Raw genomic sequence first — 22,164 nt, 5'->3', positions numbered from 1 at the left:
GTTCTCAGCAATCACCCCATCACAAAATCTATCTAATACATGATATCTGCGTAAAACTTCTTTTTTGTAATCGCTCCTTTAATCAACAAACAACTTATTTATATGCACAAAATTCCCGTCACAGTCATTACAGGATTTCTCGGCGCAGGCAAAACTACGTTAATTCGTCACTTACTGCAAAACAACGAAGGACGACGGATTGCTGTTTTGGTAAATGAATTTGGGGAAATGGGCATTGATGGCGAACTATTGCGTGATTGCCGAGTTTGTGATGATGAAGAAGACCCCAACAGTAATATTGTGGAACTCACCAACGGTTGCTTGTGCTGCACAGTGCAAGAGGAATTCTTACCAGCAATGCAAGAATTACTCAAGCGACGCGATCGCCTAGACTGTATGTTGATTGAAACCTCTGGACTAGCATTACCAAAACCATTGGTGCAAGCATTTCGCTGGCCAGAGATTCGCACAGGTGCTACAGTGGACGGCGTAATCACTGTGGTGGATTGCGAAGCCTTAGCCAGCGATCGATATGTAGGCGATTTAGCAGCCCTCTTAGCCCAGCGACAAGCCGACTCTAGCCTAGAACACGAAACACCGATTGAGGAATTGTTTGAAGATCAGCTAGCTTGTGCTGACTTGGTGTTGCTGACTAAAAGCGATCGCGTTGACGAACAAACCCAAGTGAGAGTGCAGGATTGGTTAAAGCAGAACTTACCTCCTGGTGTAAAAGTCATTCCTTGCCAGGATGGTAAAATCAGTAGCAATTTATTACTCGGTTTTAACGCTGCGGTAGAAGATAACTTAGATAGTCGTCCCAGTCACCACGATACTGAAGAAGACCACGAACATGATGACGGGATTAATGCAGTGCAACTAATATTAGACCAAGCATTTGAGCCGTCTTTTTTGGTTAAACGTTTGCAAACATTAGTGCAACAGCAAGAAATTTATCGAATTAAGGGATTTGTAGCAGTTCCGAACAAAGCCATGCGTTTAGTATTACAAGGTGTCGGTAATCGATTTGACTACTTTTACGACCGTCCTTGGCAAAACAGCGAACTCCGTCAAACGCGATTAGTGTTAATTGGTCGAGAACTGGATCGAGTTCGTATTGAGTCAGTGGTGTTGGGGGAGGAAGTCGGTGCGACCATCTAATTGTGTTTGGCAAGGAAATTTTGGCTACTGGCAAAACAGCTTTATCCATAACAATATATTGGTAATCGGTTACACAGCATGGAAAGGATTTCAGTCATTTGGGCGGGGAGTTGTCTTATGTGATGTAGATATTCAAGTGACTCATCCTACAATTACGAGCCTGGATACAGTTAAGTTCACCCTGCAATTTCTCCCCTTGAATTTGATTGGATTTTACCTGCAAACATTTCAGGATAGCGGATTGATATCACAATCAATCTGTTCATCCATGATTTCATCAATTTCCCCAACAGTTGCAACATACAATCCCTATCAAGATATTCTTTTGGTGCTAAAGGCTGAACATCAAATTGAAGTTAATTTTTTACACAAACTAAAAATTACTCCACCTGATTGCTACGAACAAGTTTGCACGCGTTGGTCAGAATTTAAACCAAGCCTAATACCCTAGAAAGTACACAGTATTTTTAAAAGTAGGAGTATAATCGATTGCTATCTCTCCGCCAAGTAGTTATTAAATATATAAAAACAGGAAAAATCTCCTGTTTGGGTATCAAATTAATGGAAGAAATACAAGGGAAAAAATTCCGCATTCCCCTACTAAGTCGAGAGAAAATTAACTTTAATTGCCAACCTACTTCTAGGACAATTGCATGAATAAATTTCTGACAAATTTAACAACTAAATCCGCAGCTTTGATGTCTCTAGCTTCATTGGTCATGACCAATAAAGTGACCACAGCTGGTCAGCCAGTAAATCCCCAACCAGTAGACCGTCCTGATGCTGCTACTACACCAGTATCCGCATCAGACCAAAGAGCTTGTGCCAGACATCCGAAACTCGGTAAATTTTTCTGCGCTCACGCTGAACAATTATCTCATCTGCAAAAAGGCGTAGCAGAGATTGATGTTACTGATGAGAACAGCGAGAAGGCATTACTTGGAGTTACAGATGCAGAAAGCGATGCTGCTGTAGCTATGTTTGGTTGTGATTGTGCTGCATCGATAAATTGTTTACGCCGCTTGCGGAATAGCCTCCCATAGAATCTTATTTCCTAAGTTTTTCATCTTGGGAAAAGCAGGGGATAGGAGGAAAATTATTTCTCTCTCCCCTTACTATTTTACAGATTTCTGCTCGGAAATTTAAGGTGCAATAAAATTGTTTATATCAAACTTAAATAATATGAAACGTCGTGATTTTATTACTTGTTTTGGTTTGGGTTATGTAGCAAGTAGCTTACCTGCAAAAGTTGTAGCTTCTGCTCCAGAAACTACAGCAATATCATCAACTTCTGGAGATTGGCAACCAGTAGGAACAGTTGCCCAATTGGATAAAACTGGTCAGCTATTAAATGAAAACTCACCGGTTGGTTCTGTATTGGTAATTGGTACTTCTAAAAGCAAAAATCTAGTGGCTGTGAACCCTACCTGCACTCACATGGGTTGCACCGTAGAGTGGCTTGCAGAAGAAAAGATATTTTTATGCCCTTGTCATGCTTCCGAATTTGCTGCCAATGGCAATGTACAAATGGGGCCAGCTACAAAACCACTATCAAATTACGAGACAAAAATAGAAGGCAATTTAGTTATTGTAAAACGTAATTCATAATTTGTAATTAATAATCTCAGGTTTGATTTGGGGCTTTAAGTGTTCACTAAAATTATTATGTAGCAATTTGCAAATAGTAATACCTTAGTTAATCAAACGACAAAATTAACACACTGATATTGCTGGGAATATTAAGCATGAATTTGTCACTGTTTCTACCAATTTATAAATGCAAAAACCAAAACTAATAAATATTTCCAAAGCGACTCGTTACCAAAATGCGGCGATAGATTATTACATGGGACTTACAAATTCCTCCTATCTCCATTACGGGTATTGGGAGCCACTACCTACTGTAGGTGAGGAATTGACTCTAACTCGTCTGCGTGCGGCTCAAGAAGCTTATGCAGCCAAGCTTTTTAGTTTTATTCCAGAGGGTGTAAAAACTGTGCTGGATGTCGGTTGCGGGATTGGTGGGAATGCAGTGTATTTACGCGATCGCGGTTTCATTGTTGAGGGATTAGCACCTGACACACTCCAGCAAGAAAAGTTTATCAAGAATACCAACTCTCAAGTACCTTTCTATTTAACGAGATTTGAAGATTTTCACACCTCAAACTCCTACGATTTAGTTCTGTTGAGTGAAAGCAGTCAATATATTGCTGCTCTCGATTTAGCTCAAGGTGCGGCTCGTTTACTGGATAGCGGTGGCTACTTGCTGCTTGCAGACATGATGCGTTTTGATGCCGAATACCGAGAAGGTATTTTTTCTAATTGTCATGTCGCCAGCGAACTCCAAGCGGCGTTAGAACAGTCTGGATTCAAGTTAATCAAGACTGAGGACATTTCCAGCCATATTGCGCCAACGATTGACTTGTGTGTTGATAAGTTCCGTACTTTTGGGCTAACTACTATTAAATATATTGCAGATTTGGTGGCGATCGCACTCCCACCATTATACGCGATCGGATGTTGGGTATTTAAGCGTTGGCTAGAAAAGCCAATTGCTGAAGGTTTAGCAGCACGCACTATTTTTGAAAACCATCTGTGTTATTCCATTCAACTTTGGCAGTTAACTAAAGGAGTTTAAGTGAAGATGACCACAGAAATAAACACTCAAGATTGGCAACAAACTTTTATCGCCACTAATTTATTAGCAATTGGGTATAACGCTTGGGTTGGCTATTTAGGAGGAGAATGTGGTGTTGTAATTTGCAGTACCAATTCTCCGCATTTAAGTATTGCTGGTGAAACATTTAAAGCCCATTTTATCCCGCGTAAAAATCTCGCAGCTTTCTTAAATTCGTGGTTCTAGAAAATACATTAAAACAGCTACCAAAACCTTATGATTTGTGGTTAGTTAATTTTCATGCACCAATAGCAGAAGAAGTGAAAAAATGTCTACCTGAAACCAAGTTATTCATACCAGTAAATGGCTATAATTACAAAATTTATCATTGTCAAAATAATTCGTAATTCTTAGTTATTACACTACTATTTTAGTCGTATAATTGAAAAAAATGATACATAATGTGAATTAGAAAAACCACGGGAAAAGTAACAAAATGAAAGTTCCTAGCTTTTCGATTCATACTTCTTCCATGACTAGCATAGGTTTTGGAACGCTATTAACAACCATCTTTTTCTTGGTAGATGATTAATATCAAAAACCGTTAAAAATACAACAATTATTAAAGTCAGTATTGAGAGCGATAAATCATGGTCATGGTGCTTTTATATGCAGGGTAAGAGTATCTCAATCAGGCTTGACACAAGGAATCAGAAGAATCTAAAGTATTGTCAATGAAACAACTGAGAACCTGAATCATATAAGTAGCTTGGTGTTAAAAATTATCGCTATGGCAAGGCAGGAGGCAGGAGGCAGAAGGCAGGATGGAAGAGGATTATAGCTTTATTTACCTTTCTTAACTTAGTTCTGTTTTTTCTCACCAACTTACTTAATTGTTATCCATAGCAGTGCGTTTCATTTTTTGACGGAGACTACGTTTGTGGGTCTGTTCACGGTTAAGAGCATTGAGAGCCAAATGTCGTAACAGAGCAAAATTTTGGGGGCTGTGAAAAGAACGAATGCGACAAGCATCTTCTTTTAAGGTACAATCAAGAGTCCAATAAACCTCGTTTTCAATGCCCCAATGCTTGCGGATAGCCCGACCGATAATTTGAGCATCACTGTTTAAAGAAGTGAGATAAAATTGAACCTCACGAATTTCTGTGCGATGATGTCCTGTCTTGAAAAGTTTTGTGGAAGGAAACCTTCCCCACAAACTTTTCGCTTTTTCAATCCGTTTGTCATAACTAACATTTATCCCCTTCCATTGTTGTGCTTGCGCTTTTCAAACCATTCTTTAACTTGAGAATAGAGAGTCGGATGGTTGGCTTTAAGTGCCAGGACATAATCGGCTTTTTTGGCGATAATCTGTTTGGCAATTTCGGTTTGTGTTCCCATTGCATCAATAGTGATGATAGCGCCAGTAATATCTAGTAACTCTAATAATGCCGGAATAGCCGTAATTTCATTGGACTGATCTTCTACTTTCACTTGTGCCAACACTAAACTGTGTTCAGTTGCCCAGGCACTTATGAGATGGAGTGCACTTTGACCTTGATTGCGGTCATAAAAACCCCTAATTGTTTTTCCGTCTACTGGGGATAATTTCTCCTCCCATTTTTGTGATCAGGGTTTCTACCCATCTCAAAAAACATCGGTTTAATGCTTCTGGGTCGATAAACTCAAACACTCGTCGAAATGTATCATCTTTTCGCGTAGCGTGCCGTCAGGCAAGGAATACCATTTGGTAATGCCAAAAACTCTTCTAACCATGTTTGCTTGCTGATGCCATAATTCTCAATGTCTTCCCATCCTTGCGCTCCAGCGATGATTGCTAAAATTGCAATGACTAAAATATCTGTGAATTGATGTTTTTTTGTCCGCTCTACTCTATGGTCTTTGATATCTGAGAAATGTTCAACTAAACTCTGTTGAATAATGCCAATGTCTGTTATTTCTCTTGATTTTTGCTGAATACAAATATTTTTGACACTATCAGCAGATTTAGTTTCAAAGCCCTCTGACATCGATTTGATTCCAGGTGATTTTCCATCGAGCAATTGAATTCATCTCATTCATCTTGCTCTAAAGTCAAGTTCATTTTCTACACATTCCCTACCTCCTATCTTCTTTGATTTGTCAAGTTTTCTTTATACCAAATTAGATGAGCTTACCCTGTTTAAACAGTGACCTTTTAGATAAATTAGCTGCTAAATTAAAACAACAGAAATTTGAGAGAATAAAAGGTAAAAAGCACGGTAAATATTGGCATATTACGTTAAACATTCCCAGTAATGAAAATAGTAAATTAGCCAGGGCACAGTTTGATGCTCTCAAGAAGAAAGATTGGAAACTTTGGCTTGTCAGAGAACCGTCCAAAGCTTGCCAATGCAATGGTGAACAATGTGATTCAAATGATTGGCAAGAAATTTAATTTGAAAGCATCACCTCAACACTAGTATTTTGACAATTTAACTGTGATAAAAAATCTCTCGCTAACTGTTCTAAGGTAGTGCTTTGACAATTAGCAACAAGATGCAAACCCAATACTAAACGCGCTGTATTCTGCATCTTTTGAATACCTGTCCAAGGTCGCACAAAGATACCAAGTTGCTCAAGCTGAATAATTAAACCAACGATGTAACCTGCTAAAATACCGCAGCATTTTTCTAGCTCATGCTCATCTTGATTACTCACCTTTAATATCAAGAAAATTTCTGATTCTTGGTGTAACTCGATAGTTTCAAATAAAGCTGTCCACTTCTGTTCACCAGCTAAAATTTGCTTAGTCAGTGTTGCACCTCTAGCAAATTCGCTTTGGATTATCTGTGCAGTAGAACGGGTGACATTACGAGCAGTATTCTGACATGGTTCTATTGATGTGACTACAGGTAACCAGTCTCTTGGGGATTGTACCTGATATTGTCTACCTACATCTGTAAGTGCAATCGCCTGTTGCCAATCATGATGGTGCAAAATTTGGAAAAAATTACTCAGTAATTTCTCTAAGCTTGTTTCTGATTTTTTGTCTAATGTACAACAAAAAGCGCAGAGTAACGCCCAGGAAAAACCACCCAAGAAACCCCAAGCATTACCGTAAATATTTCTGGCTTTAGCCCAGGCGCGTACTGCTCGCAATAGCTGCCGAAAGGTGTCAGGCGATACATATTTGCTAACTACCTCTGTAATTACATCCGCTTCCCAACAACCGACAATAGATTTTAAGCTAATGGGGTCAAGGTTTTGCGGATTTTTCCTTGCCAATTGGTAGTTTTGGGCCCTTGCGTAAAGTAAATCTAAGGATATTCCTTCTAATTGCAGGCGCAGTACAGGGACTCGTGCATCTAATACTAGTTGAGTGTGGCATAATCCTTGCAACCGTTCTTGAACGCTAGCTAGAAAAGCTTCCCCTGATAAATAAGTCGGAATCACACACACAGCATCCAAATCGCTGTCGGGACTTTGTACCCCGAGACGCGCCGAACCCAATAACTGTAGTGATGGTTGAAAACCTAAACATTCTGCACAAGCTTGAGTCACCACTTCTAATACTGTGTCACGCTGTAATTGCTGTGCTGGCATTAGTTCAGGTTCCAAGTTATTAACCAACTTCCCCAATTCGGAAGAATGTGTGACTCCGCTTTCTCCCAAATAAACAATATGTCTCACCGCAAAAGGCTCATCACCGCGACGACTAATTAAGGCGACAGAGTCAACTGTAAAACTAACTGGATGCCATTGCGGTAACTCAGCCAAGGCTGCTTCCGGACTGGGAAATTGTCCGACGCTGAGGTGGGGTGTAAAACCTGCTTTTGTTTTGCTACTTTGCTCGTTACATTGGGGAAACAGATTTTGCAGTACCTTCTGTAACTCATGCAATGCATTTTCTGGCTGGACAACAGGACGCAACCATGCGGTAGAACTTTTGCGGTGTGTAAATGTTTGGAAATCGGCTAAGGTAATTTGAAATGGTTGTAATTGAGCCAATGCAGGCGCAATCATGTCTACCACCTCGGCAAAATAAGATTCGCTCAGAAAACCGTAAAGTAAATTAATGTGAGCCATCCACCGCTCAACTCTGGCATCATAACGCTCACGGATGGCTTGGATTGCAGGTAACACATTGTCTTTTGGAATCACAACTACAGCACTCTGATAAACTGGGCGGGCTGTAGATAGAGAAGATACCTCACTCGGATTGAGAAACACAGGCTTCTCTGTGCGTCGCCCCGTCTCTGTTTCTCCCTGTCTTCTTGCTCTTAGAACTGCACGAAGACCAAAATGATCTGATGGATAAATTTTCCCCTCTGTATCTGCTATTGGTTCACAAGCAAATAAGCTAATTGACTGCGCTTGCCAATCATGGTTTGGATTGAGCAGTAAAATGCGATCGAGCCTAACTGGTATTCCCATTAAACTCATCAACGCCGCTAAGGAGTTGCGTTGTGGGTCAAATGTATAACCTGCTGCATCTGGATGTAGTTGTTGCCAGATATCGACATATCCAGCACCCATTAATATCTCTTCTTGTTCGTTCCCTCGGGTATTGAAGTCACCAACTATCAAGCTATTTCCTGGTAAAGTTTGCAGATATGCAACTATGGTAGATAGCTGATGCTGGCGTTTTTCTAAGGCATTTTGCGCGTAATCGCTGGTTAAATGCACGACTGCAATGTGCAATAATTGACCGTTAATTTCACAACTCCCTACCAATACCCGCTTGTGTCCAGAAAATTGATGTTCAACGAGTGTAAAAGGCAGACGCGACAATAATAAATTACCTAATGGTCGCACTTTTTCGGCTGCACTGGATTCGGAAATATAATAATTGCGTACCCAAGTTTGCGATAAAAGTAACTCTACTAAAGCTGGTGTTGCTTCTTGGATGGCGATGATATCTGCGTTACATTGACGTAACTCCTCAACAATTGCTGGTAATCTTTTTTCAGTTGCAATTTTCTCCTTGTCGTAGAGGTCACAAAGCACGTTAAAACTAACTATTGTCAAAGTTTCTAAATTGACATCTTCGGCTTTTTGTGTATCTGCTTGCCAACCTTGAATATCGTATTTATAAACGGGTCGTGGAATGAATATCGCTGTGTTATCGAATACAGTGACAACTTTTTCCCCTGTATTTTCTCTAGTCTCGCTTTTCCACGCCGCCGCAGGTAACTCTCCACTGGAAATTAAATCTAAATGCTGTTCCCGATCCCAAACAACCACGTCTTGGCAACGGATATAGCGGATGCGATGCCAAGGTATATCACCATCTGTCGCCCATTGGGTTAGAGGTTTTTCTCTGATTCCTGTAGATGCAAGGCGTTCAATATAACCGACAACAAAAGCACTGCTATTAAGACGCTCGTCCCAGATAATGCGATGGTAAACCTCGCGACTGGTTGCCATTTTTTTCTTTTCTGATTTTGACATATTCCCTTTTTCTGTAATCAAATAATTTCGTGACGAAATTAAACAACTAAGCAAGTTAACTTTCGCCACTTGAACCGAATTTGATTGAGATGAGGGACTACATATGCTTTTACCGTGATTTGATTAATGTATTACTTTTATAATACATTATACTTCAGAAGTTGGGGCAATGCCAAAACAGTGATCGCTTGCACCTAGAGCGAAAAGTCGAGAGATCATTTTTTGAGGCGCGTAAGGCATTGGCAGAATTGCGCGTCTTTGACGCTGCCGTTGGCGTTCGCGGTGCGTCTCCCTTAGGAGAAGCCATCGCTTTGGGCATAGTCGCCGCCAGTCTTATCTTCTAATGGATGCATCTGTTGTTTTTGATAACTTGGTTGAAAAATGTGATCAAATTGATCACAAATTACCAACGACAGAGGGGCAAGGGCGGGTGCTGGGCGAGCGCATTAGTCAGGTGTATTCCAGTGGACTGGAGGAATCGGTGCAGAAGTTCTTGGAGTCGTTGGGGAAGCTTAAGCGGGCTTATTTGACGGATTTGGAGGAGAAAGTGTTGAGGGTGCTGGAGACTGAGATGAAAGACTGATGCAATAATGCTTTGGGTAATTTATTGTGTAAGGATGAAATTTTGGTACTGATTATCAGAGAAAGAGCGACGCTAGAACAAGTTGAGCAAATGCTGCAAACATTGAAAATTTACATTAAAGTTGCAGTAGATATAGAAAGAGGGATATTAGCCGGGGGAGGAGAAAAACACGCTTTCTGTGAAGCAGCATTGCTCGAAGATGGTAGTAGACAGCGAGATATTTGGGGTGCTGACTGGACTCCTTTTAATCAATCAATTGCCTATGAATCAATTATTAACATTCGCCCCAGTCAAAATAATCGCTCGATGCTAATTCAAGACCCAGCAATTCAAGAACGTGTTAAACAAATCACTCAGGAGTTAATCGGTGGTTATGAACCAGAAATTAAATGAAAAACAAGCAAGGTTTCAAAGCGAAAATACATCAAATCGTTTAGGACATATAGCTTCTAATTTAGCCAGGTTGAGAACATTTTGTAACACTGCTTACCCGGAAGCAGTTGAAAGTGTGGCAGATGAAACTATGTATTTTATCGAATGGACAGCAGCAGAAATTGAACCGGAATGTGCCGAAGAATTAGTCAACATTCAAGTTCAAATAGCACGGTGGAAATTAAAGTTTGATAGTCTTTGGTCTGATGAGAGCGAACGCAGAAATATGTCCGAGCAAGCTAGTGCTTGGTCAGCGCGAGTATTAGATATGTCAGGTTTGTTGTCCGAATCCATCTAGAATTTTAATCGCGCTCGCAGTATTCTGAGTTTTGCATAAAATATGAGTAATCCCCGAGATTCTTGGATAAATAGTTCATGAATGCACTCGCATTTCTGGAGAGTTCCTTTGCGTTCCCCTCATCTCAATTGAGCTCGTTGCCATTAAGTGTCGGCAATTGAAGCACTTCAGAAAAACGTGAATACTTAACCGCATCGGTAGGAGGATAATCTGCCGACACTGCAATTAACCCAATTTTTATATCCTCAAAATAAATTACACCTCCAATACGCCGTTCAGCTTGGAAAGGCCCATGAAAAAAATGATACTTTGCAATATAAATCGATAAAAAGTCAGTAATTTTTGTTTCCCTGCCAAACATTTGGTGACAAGTCTTGCGGATAACACTATGTAGATATTCATTATGGGTAGGCTCACCCATATCAGTAAATTGCGGATGATCTGCAAAATGATCCATATAAAATAACCAGATATTAGATAAGTCTGCCTCATGAGTCAGTTTTTGCTTGAGTTCTTGTAATCGATTGATGTTCATATTGTGGATATTAGTGTGGTGGGACAAGCAAACAGCACTGTTAAAAATCTACCATGAGAATATTTTTAATCAGAATTATCATATAGAGCTTCTTTAAGGAGATTGCTGCTAGGACTTAGACCTATTGATTGTTCTAGAATGTGAATATAGGAATAAGATTTTCTTGTGGCAATGATTGCAATTTAGTCAATAATATAAAAATTTAAAACAATAGCTTAGGTACTGGATCTTCATCAATAGCACATATACCTGGATGCTGTTCTTGTATGTATGGATGCTTATCCACTAATATTTCTAGCTGTTCACTAGTAAGGCAGAGAATCTTGACACCACTGACAACTCTCAATTGTGAACCACACTCCAAGGGAAATAATTTCCAGCCAATTTCTGAGTTTCTAGCTAATTCTAATCTTTCAGTAAAAGACATCGCTTTTACATCTTGTCTCATTTTTTCATATTCATCTAAAGGAATTGAAGACCAAACTCCAAAACGTTTCTCTTCCATGACGCTGTACATACTAGGGTTGTGCATGATGCGTTCTTGAAACCAAGGAATTAGCCTTGTTTCAATACCATTACACCTTGTTAACCAACGAGCGCCATTTCTAAGCCGATCGTACTCAATCCATCTAAATAAACTATTGGGTTTTCTATTCACAGCTTGCAAACTCTTACGAACTAATGTTGTTGCCAGCCGAGTTTCTGTATAATTAGCCAGATAACCTATAACTAATGTTTTGAGTGGCAGTTTTTCACTAGCAGGGCATATTCCAAAAACTAGCACTCGCTCGTTTAATTTTTTGAGCGACAGTGTTAGCATCTGAAAACTGGGCGACAAGTTTTTTTGAGGTACTTTAGTTTGATTTAAAGTTGGGCAATAAAACTGGATATATTGGCGTTCTAGTTCATTAAGCTCATTTTGTAAGCAATTTAACCAAAATAGCTTGACTTGGCATCGACGATTAATTGCTTCTAATTGTGGTAAACGATGATGATTTTGCCAACGATTTCTAAGATTTACTGCTTGTCCAATATAAAGGACTTGTCCAGACGCAACAGCAAAATAAATTGCAGAATATTCAGGCAACTTCTGTTTATCTATTAAATTTAAGTAAGGTAGATTGCTAAAGTCTTGTAACACTAAAATATTAATAGGTATTGATATTGTAGACAGACATTTTTATTATTCCTATTATTTATGAATTTTAAATACATCAATAATGCAATTTATTCAAAATTACCAGAAGCTTAGCGAGAGCGTGAAAGCCCCTGAGGAGCAGGCGCGTAGCGCCGTACTCCGTGCTAAGAGCGGGTATGAAACGCGACACGGCGGGATTTATCTTCACTAAATTGGTTGCACAAGCAGTATGAAAATAGAAACATTCACAGCAAGTAACAACGATGTACAAAAAAACTGCAACAGCTAGAGTGATTATCAATCTGGCTGAATCACTGAAGCATTCCAGCCCCTTGAAGTAGACAACTGTTCTGGTTCATCTGTACCTCAACATCAGTGCTTGCTAATCAAGCCATTTTGGTGTTTAGCCCAGATATCTACAAATCTTAAGACTTTATTAAATAAATACCCAGAGAAACATGGGTAAACAATGGGTAGTTTCCCCACTATCTTTAAGTAATCGATTCAGGGATGATTAACTGTATAGAAAAGCGCTGGCAAAAATTTTCTAGCTGGCATTTAATAAACCGCATACAAAAGTAAGCCCTGGATTTTTATCAGGGCTTTTTAAGTATAAAAAGTATGTGGCTGTTGGTGATGGGGTGCTGGAACTTGAAACTTAGCGAATTCCGGCAACGGGATTGAAACCTATTATCAGCTTTAGCTATTTTTCTGATTACATTTACTTGAAACTTAGCGAATCCCGACAACGGGATTGAAACAACAAGAGGCTACTAGAAGTTTTCAGGTTTCTATTGCTTGAAACTTTACGAATCCTGGCAACGGGATTGAAACTTAATGCGATCGGGTAATTCTGCGCTTCACAACAATACAATTTTACTAGCTAAAATTTTCATCAGGTGTGAATTATAACTTGAGAAAGAAGTTTTAGAAGTCTCCAGTAATTATCTATTAGTCAAGGATAAGCATTGATTTTAATTATTAGAAGAAATTATCATGTAGGGTCTTGCCATTGCCAAATGACGTGCAGCAATACCAGGATTGTGATGATGTACATCGTGATTGATTGTTGCTTGAATCACAGTTTGCCCAAAAATTCGCTCTCCCCAAGTTTCGAGAATACTAGGGATTGAAATCCTAAATGTTCCGTATTTTCCTTGTTGATGATGCACAAGACGAAAGAATACTATATCTCCTAATGTATACACAATTCGCAGAAATAACCAAAATACAAATAATTTTTTAGCATTTAACAAGATTAATATGACTAAAATTAAAAGTTTGATCAGCAAGTCTAGTCCTAGTTGATGATTAAATCCATTTACTTGCAGCGAACGCACAAAACTCTGTTCTGGCGCACTTAAGGCATTTAAAACCACCACAAAAAAATTCCCTCGAATATGGTAAGCATCTGGATCAGACTCTGTTGCCGGGCTACGATGATGAGCTAAATGAATATCACGGATTTGTGAATAGCTTAATGTCAAAATTGAAAGGGGTATAGGACTAATACCTAAACATCTAATTATCTTATTTATTTGTTTGTCGGTTTTAATATGAAGCAGTTCATGAACACTAATAATCCAACGAGGTAGCGTAATGGCAACAATCAAAAATAAAATCCAACTTGAAATCAAGTCTGCTACAAATAAACCGTAAGCTCCTACTAGGATAAGAGCAGCTATAGTGCAATGGCACAGATAATGATTGGCATCATTATCTGTAACCATATACTCATTTGGACACTTATTGGAGTTTTTGAGCATTGCATTTATGAAATTCAGTTACGCTTTTTGATTTTATATTGGGCTTCAATCTCCAAAGCCTGAATAAAGCATTTTTTATCACTGGCAATGGCAACATAAGTCAGCTAAATATAGTTGCTCCCTCGTGGATAAAACATCAACGCCGCGCCTTGACGCACAGCACCGTCAATCACCTCCACTTTCTCTAGTTACTTGGCATCGCTCTGTACTGTGACGTGATGTTGTTGGGCTCATCCAATCTTTTGTGCATCTATGGAGTTCATCAAAATACAGTAGCGATGCTTTTTATGTGCTCGACACCATTTGCATGTTGCTCCTTTCTCATTTCCTAGCCAAAGACCACACTCTTTGATGTGCCAAGGTAGTTGCTACTGTTTCAATTTCTGGCTGGGACAGCCCGCAGATAGTAGTGAGAGTTTCCCAACACAGCGATCGCCAGAAGTTCGCTCAAATCATCAATGCTTTCAAAAAACCATCTGGCTATTCCACGATTAATGGTATATTAGTACAAAAGCACTAATAGCTGCTTACCACTAGTTTCTTCCCTGCAATAGACATGACAGATTCTCATTCTCTATTTTCGAGTTATGAAGAGTTAGTGCAAAATCATGCCAGACAATTTGACCCACATATTGCACAATTGCAACAGCTAGTAACAACAAGAATGCAAGAACTTCGTGCCGCAGAGCAGACGTTGGTTGATGCACAAGCAATAGAACTTCAAAACATCTTTAATGCTCTGGCTACTGATGCTCGCTGCTTGTTGCCAACGCCAGAATTCAGAACATTTGTGCAAGAGTTAAAACAGACACAAAGTCATAATTGGTATACGCGCAAATCTGAATTTAGTATTGCAGAAGATCCAACTACTTGGTTATTAGCAACGCTCGAACTACCGATAGGTTTGAGCAACTACCAGATTCAAGAAGACCTTGATGGTTATGATGACGAACGGAACTATATTGGGTACAGCTATACTCTGTCTTTAAGATTTGGTTCTGTCGAGCATTTGATGGAAATACTTTATAAACGCATCTATAACGTGAACGACCGTACAGAAACTTCTATAAAAGAGCAAATTGACTACTATATTTGGAGTGAAGTTGAAGATTTACTCACAAATATGCCATATCCAAAAGAACAAAAAAAGCAATTAGCTCAAGAGATAAGTGTTTTAGTAGGATATTCCAGCAAAGTATTTGCTTTAAAACCTAGAACTGCAATTTTTGAATATTCATCAGCAACACAAGAACAATGAAGTTGTATCTGAGTTTGTCAGCTTATGGTGGAGTGTCAACCCGTGAAGCCTTAACAGTATTTTGGAATGCAGGAGTCCTGCATACTGAACTAGCAATTGGGCCTAAACCTGATGCTGATGCTGCACAAGCAATTTTCGACTTTGGAAAACTGGGAATGCTCTATCGAGCACACCATGCCTTTGTTTGGGGCGATCGCCACTATCCTTTCAATCTAGCCCAACCCCAAAATTGGGATTATTTTAAGCGACTGACAGATTACTTGGCCAGTATAGGTATCACAGCTTATTCAGTGCATGGAGGAAGTTTTTCCAAAACCACTGAACGCATCCAAGCATACACAACATTTGTAGAAAATATTCATTGTCTTCACCAGCTTTGCCTGACGCGAGGTATTGTTCTGGGTGTGGAAACAATGTATCCCACACTTGGTATCAGCGCTACCCAGAACCTTTTGGATAATGCTGACGAAGTTACCCAATTTTGCCAAGATACCCCACAAATTAAGATAGTTATTGACTTAGCGCATCTCAACATTTGGCATGATAAAAGTTCACTAGTACTGAATCAATGGTTGGGACTCCCACTAGAAAGACTGTTAGAAATTCACATTTCAAATAATGACGGCAGACAAGATATACACTCCCGGATTACAGATGATACTTGGTGGTTACCGCAGATTACTCAATTTCCAGATGAAGTTCCTTTGGTATTAGAGAGCCGATTAAATCGATTGCCTATATCAGTAGTACAACAGGAATACGAGCGTGTCACCAAATTAATACTGATTAAACCTAGTGTGGTAAAACTTACTAGAGAAGACGACTCTCTAAATTAGCTAAGTAACCCTTGGGGTCTCTGCGAAATCGATATTGTTCAATTCTGGCTTTGTGGTGTTTTTGCAGTTGAGAGCGTAATTCGAGCCAAGTATGAATATCAACTTGTGCTAAATCAGATGCGGTAAAAGAATGAAGCGAAGTTGCGATGCCTTCGGCAACGGCAAAGCCGAACGCGCAAGCAAGTTTGACAGAACCACGAATAACGAGGGATGAAGGGGCAACCTTACGACCGGTACAACGACGTTGATGATGACGTAGTATACCAAAAGCATGTTCTAAGTCATTATTAGTTCTAGGAAAATCTTCAATTTCATAACAATGAAAAAGTCCAGACCAGTAGCTATGGGTGGTTTTTATAAAGTTATCGATTGCAGTGTTCAGCGTACCAGCTTTCTGCTTTTGTTGGGACATTTCTGTTAACAGTTGCTGATAACTTTGTTTGACTCCATCAGCATCAAGAGCTATTTTATTGTTGAGAATATTACTAGCTTTATCAACCCATTCATATGCAACCCTCACAGGTGCAAATAAAGATGCAGTCGTAGATAATCCCTTGGCTAGAAGGTGTTTTAGGTTAACTAAGGGTGGTGGTAAAGCACTTTTTTTTCCATCCGCTCTAAGCTTTGCTCTATCAATGTCAAATTTTCTTGTAACTTTAATCCAGATGCTTCTAACGGTGGATGACCATCATTGGTTATAGAACTACGCACTGCCGAACAATAATCTTCAATAATAGTTGCCATTTCCTGAGTTTCATTGGTAATACTACGTTCAATGTCTCGTAATCCTCTAACTTTTTTTTTCAATTCCTTTTTTGCATGTCTATCCGCCTCATATATGGGTTTAATTGCTTCCTTCAGGTAATGATAATGACACAAACCATGAGCGATACTAGGTAATGCTACCCTAACAGCTTTACGAATTGATTGTTGTCCATCACTAACAACGCCATCAATTGGTACATTTAAGGTATTAGTTACTTCTAATAATAACGCCACTAAATCTTCATTTCTTGATGATAATAAGGTTTTAGCAAGTAAAATTTCTCCAGATAAGCAATCTCGAATTACCCATAATACCTCATGTCCAATTTCTGGCTGCATCCCATCAATTGCTAATATCACCCGTCCTTGATTAGCCACGATTGCTTTTAACCTTTTATGGTCTTTTAGCCATAAAGAAAGTAACTCGTCATATCTGTCTATTAGGTGCGTAACCGTTCGTTGACTGATACATATACCCTTTAATTCAAGGTGAGTGTGTATTTGAGGAACACTTCTATGTTCCTGGTAGCGTAACGCTCCTATATAAGCAATCACATCCAAACCAAATTCGTTCTGTGGTAGAGCGAGTGACCCTTCTTTTTCTGGTCGATATGCTTTTTTATACCGCAGACATGACTTATTTTGACATCGACGAATTTTTAGCTGTAGTTCTACTACCCCATTGAGCGTTCTTATATGTCGAGGATTATTGTATTCATTCCACATTGCTTGACAGCATGAGGGGCATTTTTTTTGAACACAATCGAGTACTTCAAAAGATGTTGCCTCTGGTTTTAGACTTTTTCTTGCCAAGTTTCTGCACCATTATTTCGCTACAAGGTCAAGATTACAGGATTTCCACTCCTCTCTAGTAAGTTTTACCACACTAGCTTTTATTTGTGCGGCGAGAACCTGGATATGAGGTTTTCTCAGCATAGTTAGGTGATTTCCAGGAATATGATGAATTTCCGTTCCTTCTGCGGCTAGCTGATTCCAACCCATACTCGGCTCTTTCTCGGCAATGGTTGACTGAACTTGTGTTCTGAAAAAATGAATTTGCTTAGGGTAGACTTGCGGAACATAGTTGAGAACTGCTTGACTATTAGCATAGAAAACACGAAGTATAGAGGGAACTGCTAACTCGCTTAAAAGTCTTAACTGGGATTCTTTAGATATAAGGTTGTCTGTTGCATCCTCTTTGAGAATGAAGTGCGAGAACAGATTTCTTTGGAGTAATTGCACAAACTGATTAAAATTAGGAAACCGAGAAATTAAACTGTTGATTCTGTTTTTCCCAGGAGCAGTAATTAAACACAAATAATCTAGAAAAAAAGGCCATATATATCGTATTACTGTAGTCAAAAGAAACTTAAAACTATTACTTAAAGAAGGTATATTGTCCTTAATTGGTGCTACAGTGTCAAGCACAGCAAGTAGAGCTACTTCTTCCCCAGACTTTTGTAGTTGTTGAGCCATCTCAAAAGCAACCCAACCTCCGAAAGACCAACCTCCCAAAAAATAAGGGCCTTTCGGCTGTACTGAGCGCAATGCTTCAATGTAGTGGGTAGCCATATCCTCAATGCGAGTTAGTGGAGTTTCTCCATCAATGCCAATGGATTGTAACCCATAAAATGGTTGATTCTTCCCTAGATGATGAGCTAATTCGTAATAAGGAAAGACAACGCCAAAAATTGGATGAACACAGAAGAAAGGTGGATTTGAACCAGTCGGTTGAATCGAAACCAAGGGAGACGAAGGGATAAAATCTGTTTTTGAAGATAGAGAAGTTGCTAAACTTTCAATTGTGGGATTTAAAAATAAAGTAGATAGTGGCAATTCCAGCTCAAACTGTTTATTTATCTGTTGTAAACAATGTACAGTTAGTAGTGAATTTCCTCCTAAATCGAAGAAGTTGTCATGTATACCTACATCCTCAATGTTAAGGATTTCAGCCCAGATTTTTGCCAAAGTTGACTCAGTTGGAGTACGAGGAGCGATAAAAGCTTCATCTCTTGAGTAGTTTGGAGTGTCTAGTGCTGTTAGTGCATAAATATCTACTTTGCCATTAGCTGTTAATGGTATATAATCCAGCATTACAAAAGCTTTTGGCACCATGTATTCTGGTAATTTTTCTTTTAAAAAGTTGCGTAGTAGAGACGCAATATTTTGTGTCTTTACATTGGGAACAATATAACCTATTAAGTACTTATCACCAGATACATTCTCTTGAGCAATTACTACCGCTTTTTGGACATTTTGATGTTGACTTAGTACTGTTTCAATTTCTGATAATTCAATGCGAAAGCCGCGAATTTTTACTTGATTATCAATGCGACCTAAAAATTCAATATTACCGTCTACTCGATACCGAGCTAAATCGCCTGTCTTATAAAGTCGCGCTCCATTTTGCTGATTAAAAGGATTGGGAATAAATTTTTGGGCTGTCAATTCAGGATGGTTAAGGTAGCCTCGTGCTAGTCCATCACCATCAATATATAATTCGCCCGTAATTCCAATTGGTAGAGGTTGTAAATGATTATCTAATATATAAATTTTAATGTTATTAATAGGGCGACCAATGGGAGGTTTTTCATTCACAGATTTAATTTCTGCAACGGTTGACCAAACAGTTGCTTCAGTAGGGCCGTAAGCGTTAAAAAACCTCCGGCTAGAACTCCACCAACGTTTTACTATATCATCGGTACAGGATTCACCTGCACAAATAATAGTTTGCAATGTAGAAAGTGATTCTGTAGGTAAGACTGCTAATACCGCAGGTGGAAGGATGACATGAGTAATAGCTTTTTCGCGCAATAGTTGGAGCAAAGGTTGTCCGGGTAGAAGGGATTCTTTATTTGCTAAATAAAGAGTTGCTCCTGTTCGTAGTGCCATAGCAATCTCAAAAATTGAAGCATCGAAACTCAATGATGCAAATTGCAAAATGCGGTTACTCGATTGCAAGTTGAAAGTCTCAATCTGAGCTTCTACTAAATTAGACAATCCCCAATGTTCAATTAAAACTCCTTTAGGCTTCCCAGTAGTGCCAGAGGTGTAGATGACATAAGCTAAGTTTTCAAATGTTACACAATTGGTTGGATTTTCTTGGCTGTTTTGTGTAATAGCTGTCCAATCTTTATCTATACAAATAATTGGCTTCGAGAATTCCTGAAAATGCTTGAGCAACTTTTCTTGTGTGAGTACTACTGAAACTTGTGCATCTTCTAGCATGAAGTTAAGACGCTCTTGAGGTAGGCTCGTATCTAAAGGTAGGTATGCTCCACCAGCTTTGAGGATGCCTAATAGCCCGATTATCATCTCTAGCGATCGCTCTACACAAATGCCAACTAAAGATTCAGCTTCTACACCAATTTTTTGAAGATAATGTGCAACTTGGTTGCTGCGTATATTTAACTGTTTGTAGCTAAGTTGTTCATCACCAAATACTAGCACGATCGCATCGGGAGTTTGCTCTACCTGTGCTTCAAACAACTGATGAAAACACTTGTTATGCGGGTAACTTTTCTGAGTGTTGTTCCAATCAATTAATAGCTGTTGTTGTTCTCCTTCAGTAAGCAAAGGCAAATCTGAAAGACGCTGTTTTGAATTGACGACAATACTTTCTAACAGTGTTTGGAAATGTCCCACCATTCGCGTAATGGTGTTTTGATCAAATAAATCGGTGCTATACACCACTTGTCCTTTCAGAGTTTCCAAATCTTGCCACAGATGGAACTCTAAATCAAACTTTGCAGTTTTGCTGTCAAACTCGAATAGCGAAAGCTTTAACCCAGGTAACTCTAGCGCTTCAATGGGAGTATTTTGCAGGCTAAATACAACCTGAAATAAGGGATGGTGGCTTAAATCTCGCTCTGGGTGAAGTTCCTCCACCAACTTTTCAAAGGGCAAATCCTGATGGGCATATCCTCCCAAAGTTACCTCTCGTACTCGATTTAATAATTCTCGAAACGTCGGGTTCCCTGATAAATCGGTACGTAGCACTAAACTATTGACAAAAAAACCAATCAACCCTTCTAGTTCGCTACGGTTACGATTAGCAATAGGTGAACCTACTGCAATATCCTCTTGCTGGGTGTAGCGATAGAGCAAAGTCTGAAACGCAGCCAGCAGAGTCATGAACAAGGTCACACCTTCTTGGTAGCTAAGTGCCTCTAGCGCTTGAGTTAAGGACTGTGGTAGCTCTAGAAATTGTTTTGCACCCCTGTAGCTAGGAACTGCTGGTCTTAGTCGGTCGGTGGGGAGATTCAGCACTGAAAGCCCATCTAATTGCTTTTGCCAATAAGCTAACTGGGTTTGTAGAGGGGAGGTGCTGTTTGCTCCCACTCCTTGCAGCCACTCCCGTTGCCATTGGGCGAAATCTGCATATTGAATGGGTAGTTCTGGCAGGGGCGTAGACAGGGAGTTGTTAGAAGCGTCACCTGTTCGCCCAGCAAAAGGGCTTGCGATTAGACATCCCTCATCATCTGCAAAGGCTTTGTATAATACCCCCAGTTCTTTAATTAGTACTCCAATTGACCAGCCATCAGCAACAATGTGATGTAGATTTAGCAGCAGTACATATTCTGCTTCATTTAGTTGAAGTAGCTTTACTCGCAGCAATGGCCCGGTGGTGAGATTGAAAGGATATTTAGCCTCTTGGGTTGCGATTCGCCGCACTTGTGTCTCACGTTCTTGGCTTTTGAAATTGCGTAGATCTATTAGGGGAAAAGATATGGTTAAGCTGGGTGCAATCACCTGCACTGGTTGCTGGTCTACCATAACAAACCTAGTGCGTAAGATTTCGTGGCGACGTACAATTTCGTTGAATGTCTGCCTTAAGGCTGTGAAGTTGAGGGAACCTTTCAGGCGAAGCGCTGTTGACACGTTGTAAAATGGATTACCCGGTGCTAATTGGTCGAGAAACCACAATCGCTGCTGGGCGAAAGAAGTGGGAAAAACGAAAACCTCTGCTTCTTGAGAAAAATTGAGTTCTTCATCATCTGTGAGACTACTGAGAATATATTGGCTCATAAGTGAATGGCAAACAGTTGTGGTGGAATTTGGGAAACTTTTTCTCAGTTCATCTTGTTGTCAACGCTCCAAGAGGAGTTGAGCTATGAAGAATTAATGGTTGTCAAACCAGGAAATCGGTTATTAGTGATGCCCGTTTAACAAGCAATGGCTGTTGAAGATTTTGGCAATGAAAACTTCTTAAATGCCTGCTCAAAATAGAGATAGTTGTCCTGGCGATACATTTCCTCTCCGTCGCGTATGAAAACTGAGCAGTATCCTCTATTTTATAGGTGGCATCCGTAGTCAATCTATGTCCAGAGTAGTAGAAAAATTTTTAT

20 protein-coding genes and 1 pseudogene are annotated in these 22,164 nt (G+C 39.6%); 14 read left to right on the top strand and 7 right to left on the bottom strand.

From position 1 onward, the window contains the following. Nucleotides 1-102 precede the first annotated feature (102 nt). From cobW to HG267_RS13270, 6 genes are all read left to right on the top strand, one after another. A complete protein-coding gene (gene cobW, locus HG267_RS13295) occupies nt 103-1,158 on the top strand; it encodes a cobalamin biosynthesis protein CobW (protein ID WP_045869387.1) in 1,056 nt (351 codons plus the stop codon). Then, a complete protein-coding gene (locus HG267_RS13290) occupies nt 1,145-1,609 on the top strand; it encodes a hypothetical protein (protein ID WP_045869386.1) in 465 nt (154 codons plus the stop codon). The genes cobW and HG267_RS13290 overlap by 14 nt, the downstream gene beginning before the upstream one ends. A 202-nt stretch (nt 1,610-1,811) precedes the next feature. After that, nucleotides 1,812-2,201, top strand: coding sequence for a hypothetical protein (locus tag HG267_RS13285; RefSeq protein WP_045869385.1), 390 nt, complete (start codon nt 1,812-1,814; stop codon nt 2,199-2,201). Nucleotides 2,202-2,340: 139 nt separating this feature from the next. After that, nucleotides 2,341-2,766 carry a ubiquinol-cytochrome c reductase iron-sulfur subunit gene (locus HG267_RS13280; protein ID WP_045869384.1) on the top strand — a complete coding sequence of 142 codons (426 nt, stop codon included), beginning with the start codon at nt 2,341-2,343 and terminating at the stop codon, nt 2,764-2,766. 169 nt (nt 2,767-2,935) lie between these two features. Beyond that, the gene (locus HG267_RS13275; RefSeq protein ID WP_045869383.1) at nt 2,936-3,796 is read left to right on the top strand and encodes a class I SAM-dependent DNA methyltransferase; all 861 of its coding nucleotides are present in this window, start codon (nt 2,936-2,938) and stop codon (nt 3,794-3,796) included. 6 nt (nt 3,797-3,802) lie between these two features. After that, on the top strand, nt 3,803-4,021 hold the full coding sequence (locus HG267_RS13270) for a hypothetical protein (protein WP_210403076.1): 219 nt from the start codon (nt 3,803-3,805) through the stop codon (nt 4,019-4,021). A 643-nt stretch (nt 4,022-4,664) separates the two neighbouring features. Here the strand turns inward: HG267_RS13270 and HG267_RS13260 are convergent. Beyond that, nucleotides 4,665-5,802 (bottom strand): annotated as a pseudogene (locus HG267_RS13260) (ISAs1 family transposase). 137 nt (nt 5,803-5,939) lie between these two features. On the opposite strand from HG267_RS13260, the gene HG267_RS13255 reads away from it, so the two are divergent. After that, nucleotides 5,940-6,209 (top strand): hypothetical protein, encoded by a 270-nt coding sequence (locus tag HG267_RS13255; RefSeq protein ID WP_045869382.1) that lies wholly within the window; start codon nt 5,940-5,942, stop codon nt 6,207-6,209. Here the strand turns inward: HG267_RS13255 and HG267_RS13250 are convergent. Next, nucleotides 6,206-9,181: a poly(A) polymerase gene (locus tag HG267_RS13250; protein WP_228045385.1), complete on the bottom strand. Its 2,976-nt coding sequence runs from the start codon at nt 9,179-9,181 to the stop codon at nt 6,206-6,208. The genes HG267_RS13255 and HG267_RS13250 overlap by 4 nt on opposite strands. Nucleotides 9,182-9,366: 185 nt before the next feature. Between HG267_RS13250 and HG267_RS13245 the strand changes: the two genes are divergently transcribed. From HG267_RS13245 to HG267_RS13230, 4 genes are read left to right on the top strand one after another with little or no spacing between them, the layout of a single operon-like run. Continuing rightward, complete coding sequence (locus HG267_RS13245; protein ID WP_155539117.1) at nt 9,367-9,549, top strand: hypothetical protein; 183 nt, start codon at nt 9,367-9,369, stop codon at nt 9,547-9,549. Next, a complete protein-coding gene (locus HG267_RS13240) occupies nt 9,549-9,788 on the top strand; it encodes a hypothetical protein (protein WP_045869380.1) in 240 nt (79 codons plus the stop codon). Before HG267_RS13245 ends, HG267_RS13240 begins: the two co-directional genes overlap by 1 nt. 42 nt (nt 9,789-9,830) lie before the next feature. Then, complete coding sequence (locus HG267_RS13235) at nt 9,831-10,181, top strand: DUF5674 family protein (protein ID WP_045869670.1); 351 nt, start codon at nt 9,831-9,833, stop codon at nt 10,179-10,181. Then, nucleotides 10,162-10,518, top strand: coding sequence for a hypothetical protein (locus HG267_RS13230; protein ID WP_045869379.1), 357 nt, complete (start codon nt 10,162-10,164; stop codon nt 10,516-10,518). Before HG267_RS13235 ends, HG267_RS13230 begins: the two co-directional genes overlap by 20 nt. Nucleotides 10,519-10,642: 124 nt before the next feature. On the opposite strand, the gene HG267_RS13225 is transcribed toward HG267_RS13230, so the two are convergent. From HG267_RS13225 to HG267_RS13215, 3 genes are all read right to left on the bottom strand, one after another. Next, nucleotides 10,643-11,053: a hypothetical protein gene (locus HG267_RS13225; protein WP_045869378.1), complete on the bottom strand. Its 411-nt coding sequence runs from the start codon at nt 11,051-11,053 to the stop codon at nt 10,643-10,645. A gap of 202 nt (nt 11,054-11,255) precedes the next feature. Then, complete coding sequence (locus HG267_RS13220) at nt 11,256-12,140, bottom strand: GIY-YIG nuclease family protein (protein WP_210403075.1); 885 nt, start codon at nt 12,138-12,140, stop codon at nt 11,256-11,258. 1,025 nt (nt 12,141-13,165) lie between these two features. Further along, nucleotides 13,166-13,921 (bottom strand): fatty acid desaturase, encoded by a 756-nt coding sequence (locus tag HG267_RS13215; RefSeq protein ID WP_045869376.1) that lies wholly within the window; start codon nt 13,919-13,921, stop codon nt 13,166-13,168. Nucleotides 13,922-14,513: 592 nt separating this feature from the next. Between HG267_RS13215 and HG267_RS13210 the strand changes: the two genes are divergently transcribed. Further along, complete coding sequence (locus HG267_RS13210; protein ID WP_045869375.1) at nt 14,514-15,215, top strand: hypothetical protein; 702 nt, start codon at nt 14,514-14,516, stop codon at nt 15,213-15,215. Beyond that, the gene (locus HG267_RS13205) at nt 15,212-16,051 is read left to right on the top strand and encodes a TIM barrel protein (RefSeq protein WP_045869374.1); all 840 of its coding nucleotides are present in this window, start codon (nt 15,212-15,214) and stop codon (nt 16,049-16,051) included. The genes HG267_RS13210 and HG267_RS13205 overlap by 4 nt, the downstream gene beginning before the upstream one ends. Here the strand turns inward: HG267_RS13205 and HG267_RS13200 are convergent. After that, nucleotides 16,026-17,542, bottom strand: a protein-coding gene (locus tag HG267_RS13200; protein WP_228045388.1) for a transposase whose coding sequence is annotated in 2 segments (ribosomal slippage) — nt 16,026-16,651 and nt 16,651-17,542 — 1,518 coding nt in all. Because the reading frame shifts where the segments join, the coding sequence is not laid out codon by codon here. The two genes, HG267_RS13205 and HG267_RS13200, sit on opposite strands and share 26 nt — an antisense overlap. A 99-nt stretch (nt 17,543-17,641) precedes the next feature. Further along, complete coding sequence (locus HG267_RS13195; protein ID WP_045869373.1) at nt 17,642-21,844, bottom strand: non-ribosomal peptide synthetase; 4,203 nt, start codon at nt 21,842-21,844, stop codon at nt 17,642-17,644. Nucleotides 21,845-21,850: 6 nt separating this feature from the next. Between HG267_RS13195 and HG267_RS13190 the strand changes: the two genes are divergently transcribed. Further along, nucleotides 21,851-21,985 (top strand): hypothetical protein, encoded by a 135-nt coding sequence (locus tag HG267_RS13190; RefSeq protein ID WP_304412424.1) that lies wholly within the window; start codon nt 21,851-21,853, stop codon nt 21,983-21,985. Nucleotides 21,986-22,164: the final 179 nt, after the last annotated feature.

Source organism: Tolypothrix sp. PCC 7601 (genome assembly GCF_025677855.1).
Taxonomy (GTDB): Bacteria; Cyanobacteriota; Cyanobacteriia; order Cyanobacteriales; family Nostocaceae; genus Aulosira; species Aulosira diplosiphon.
This window is presented reverse-complemented; position numbering and strand designations above follow the sequence as displayed.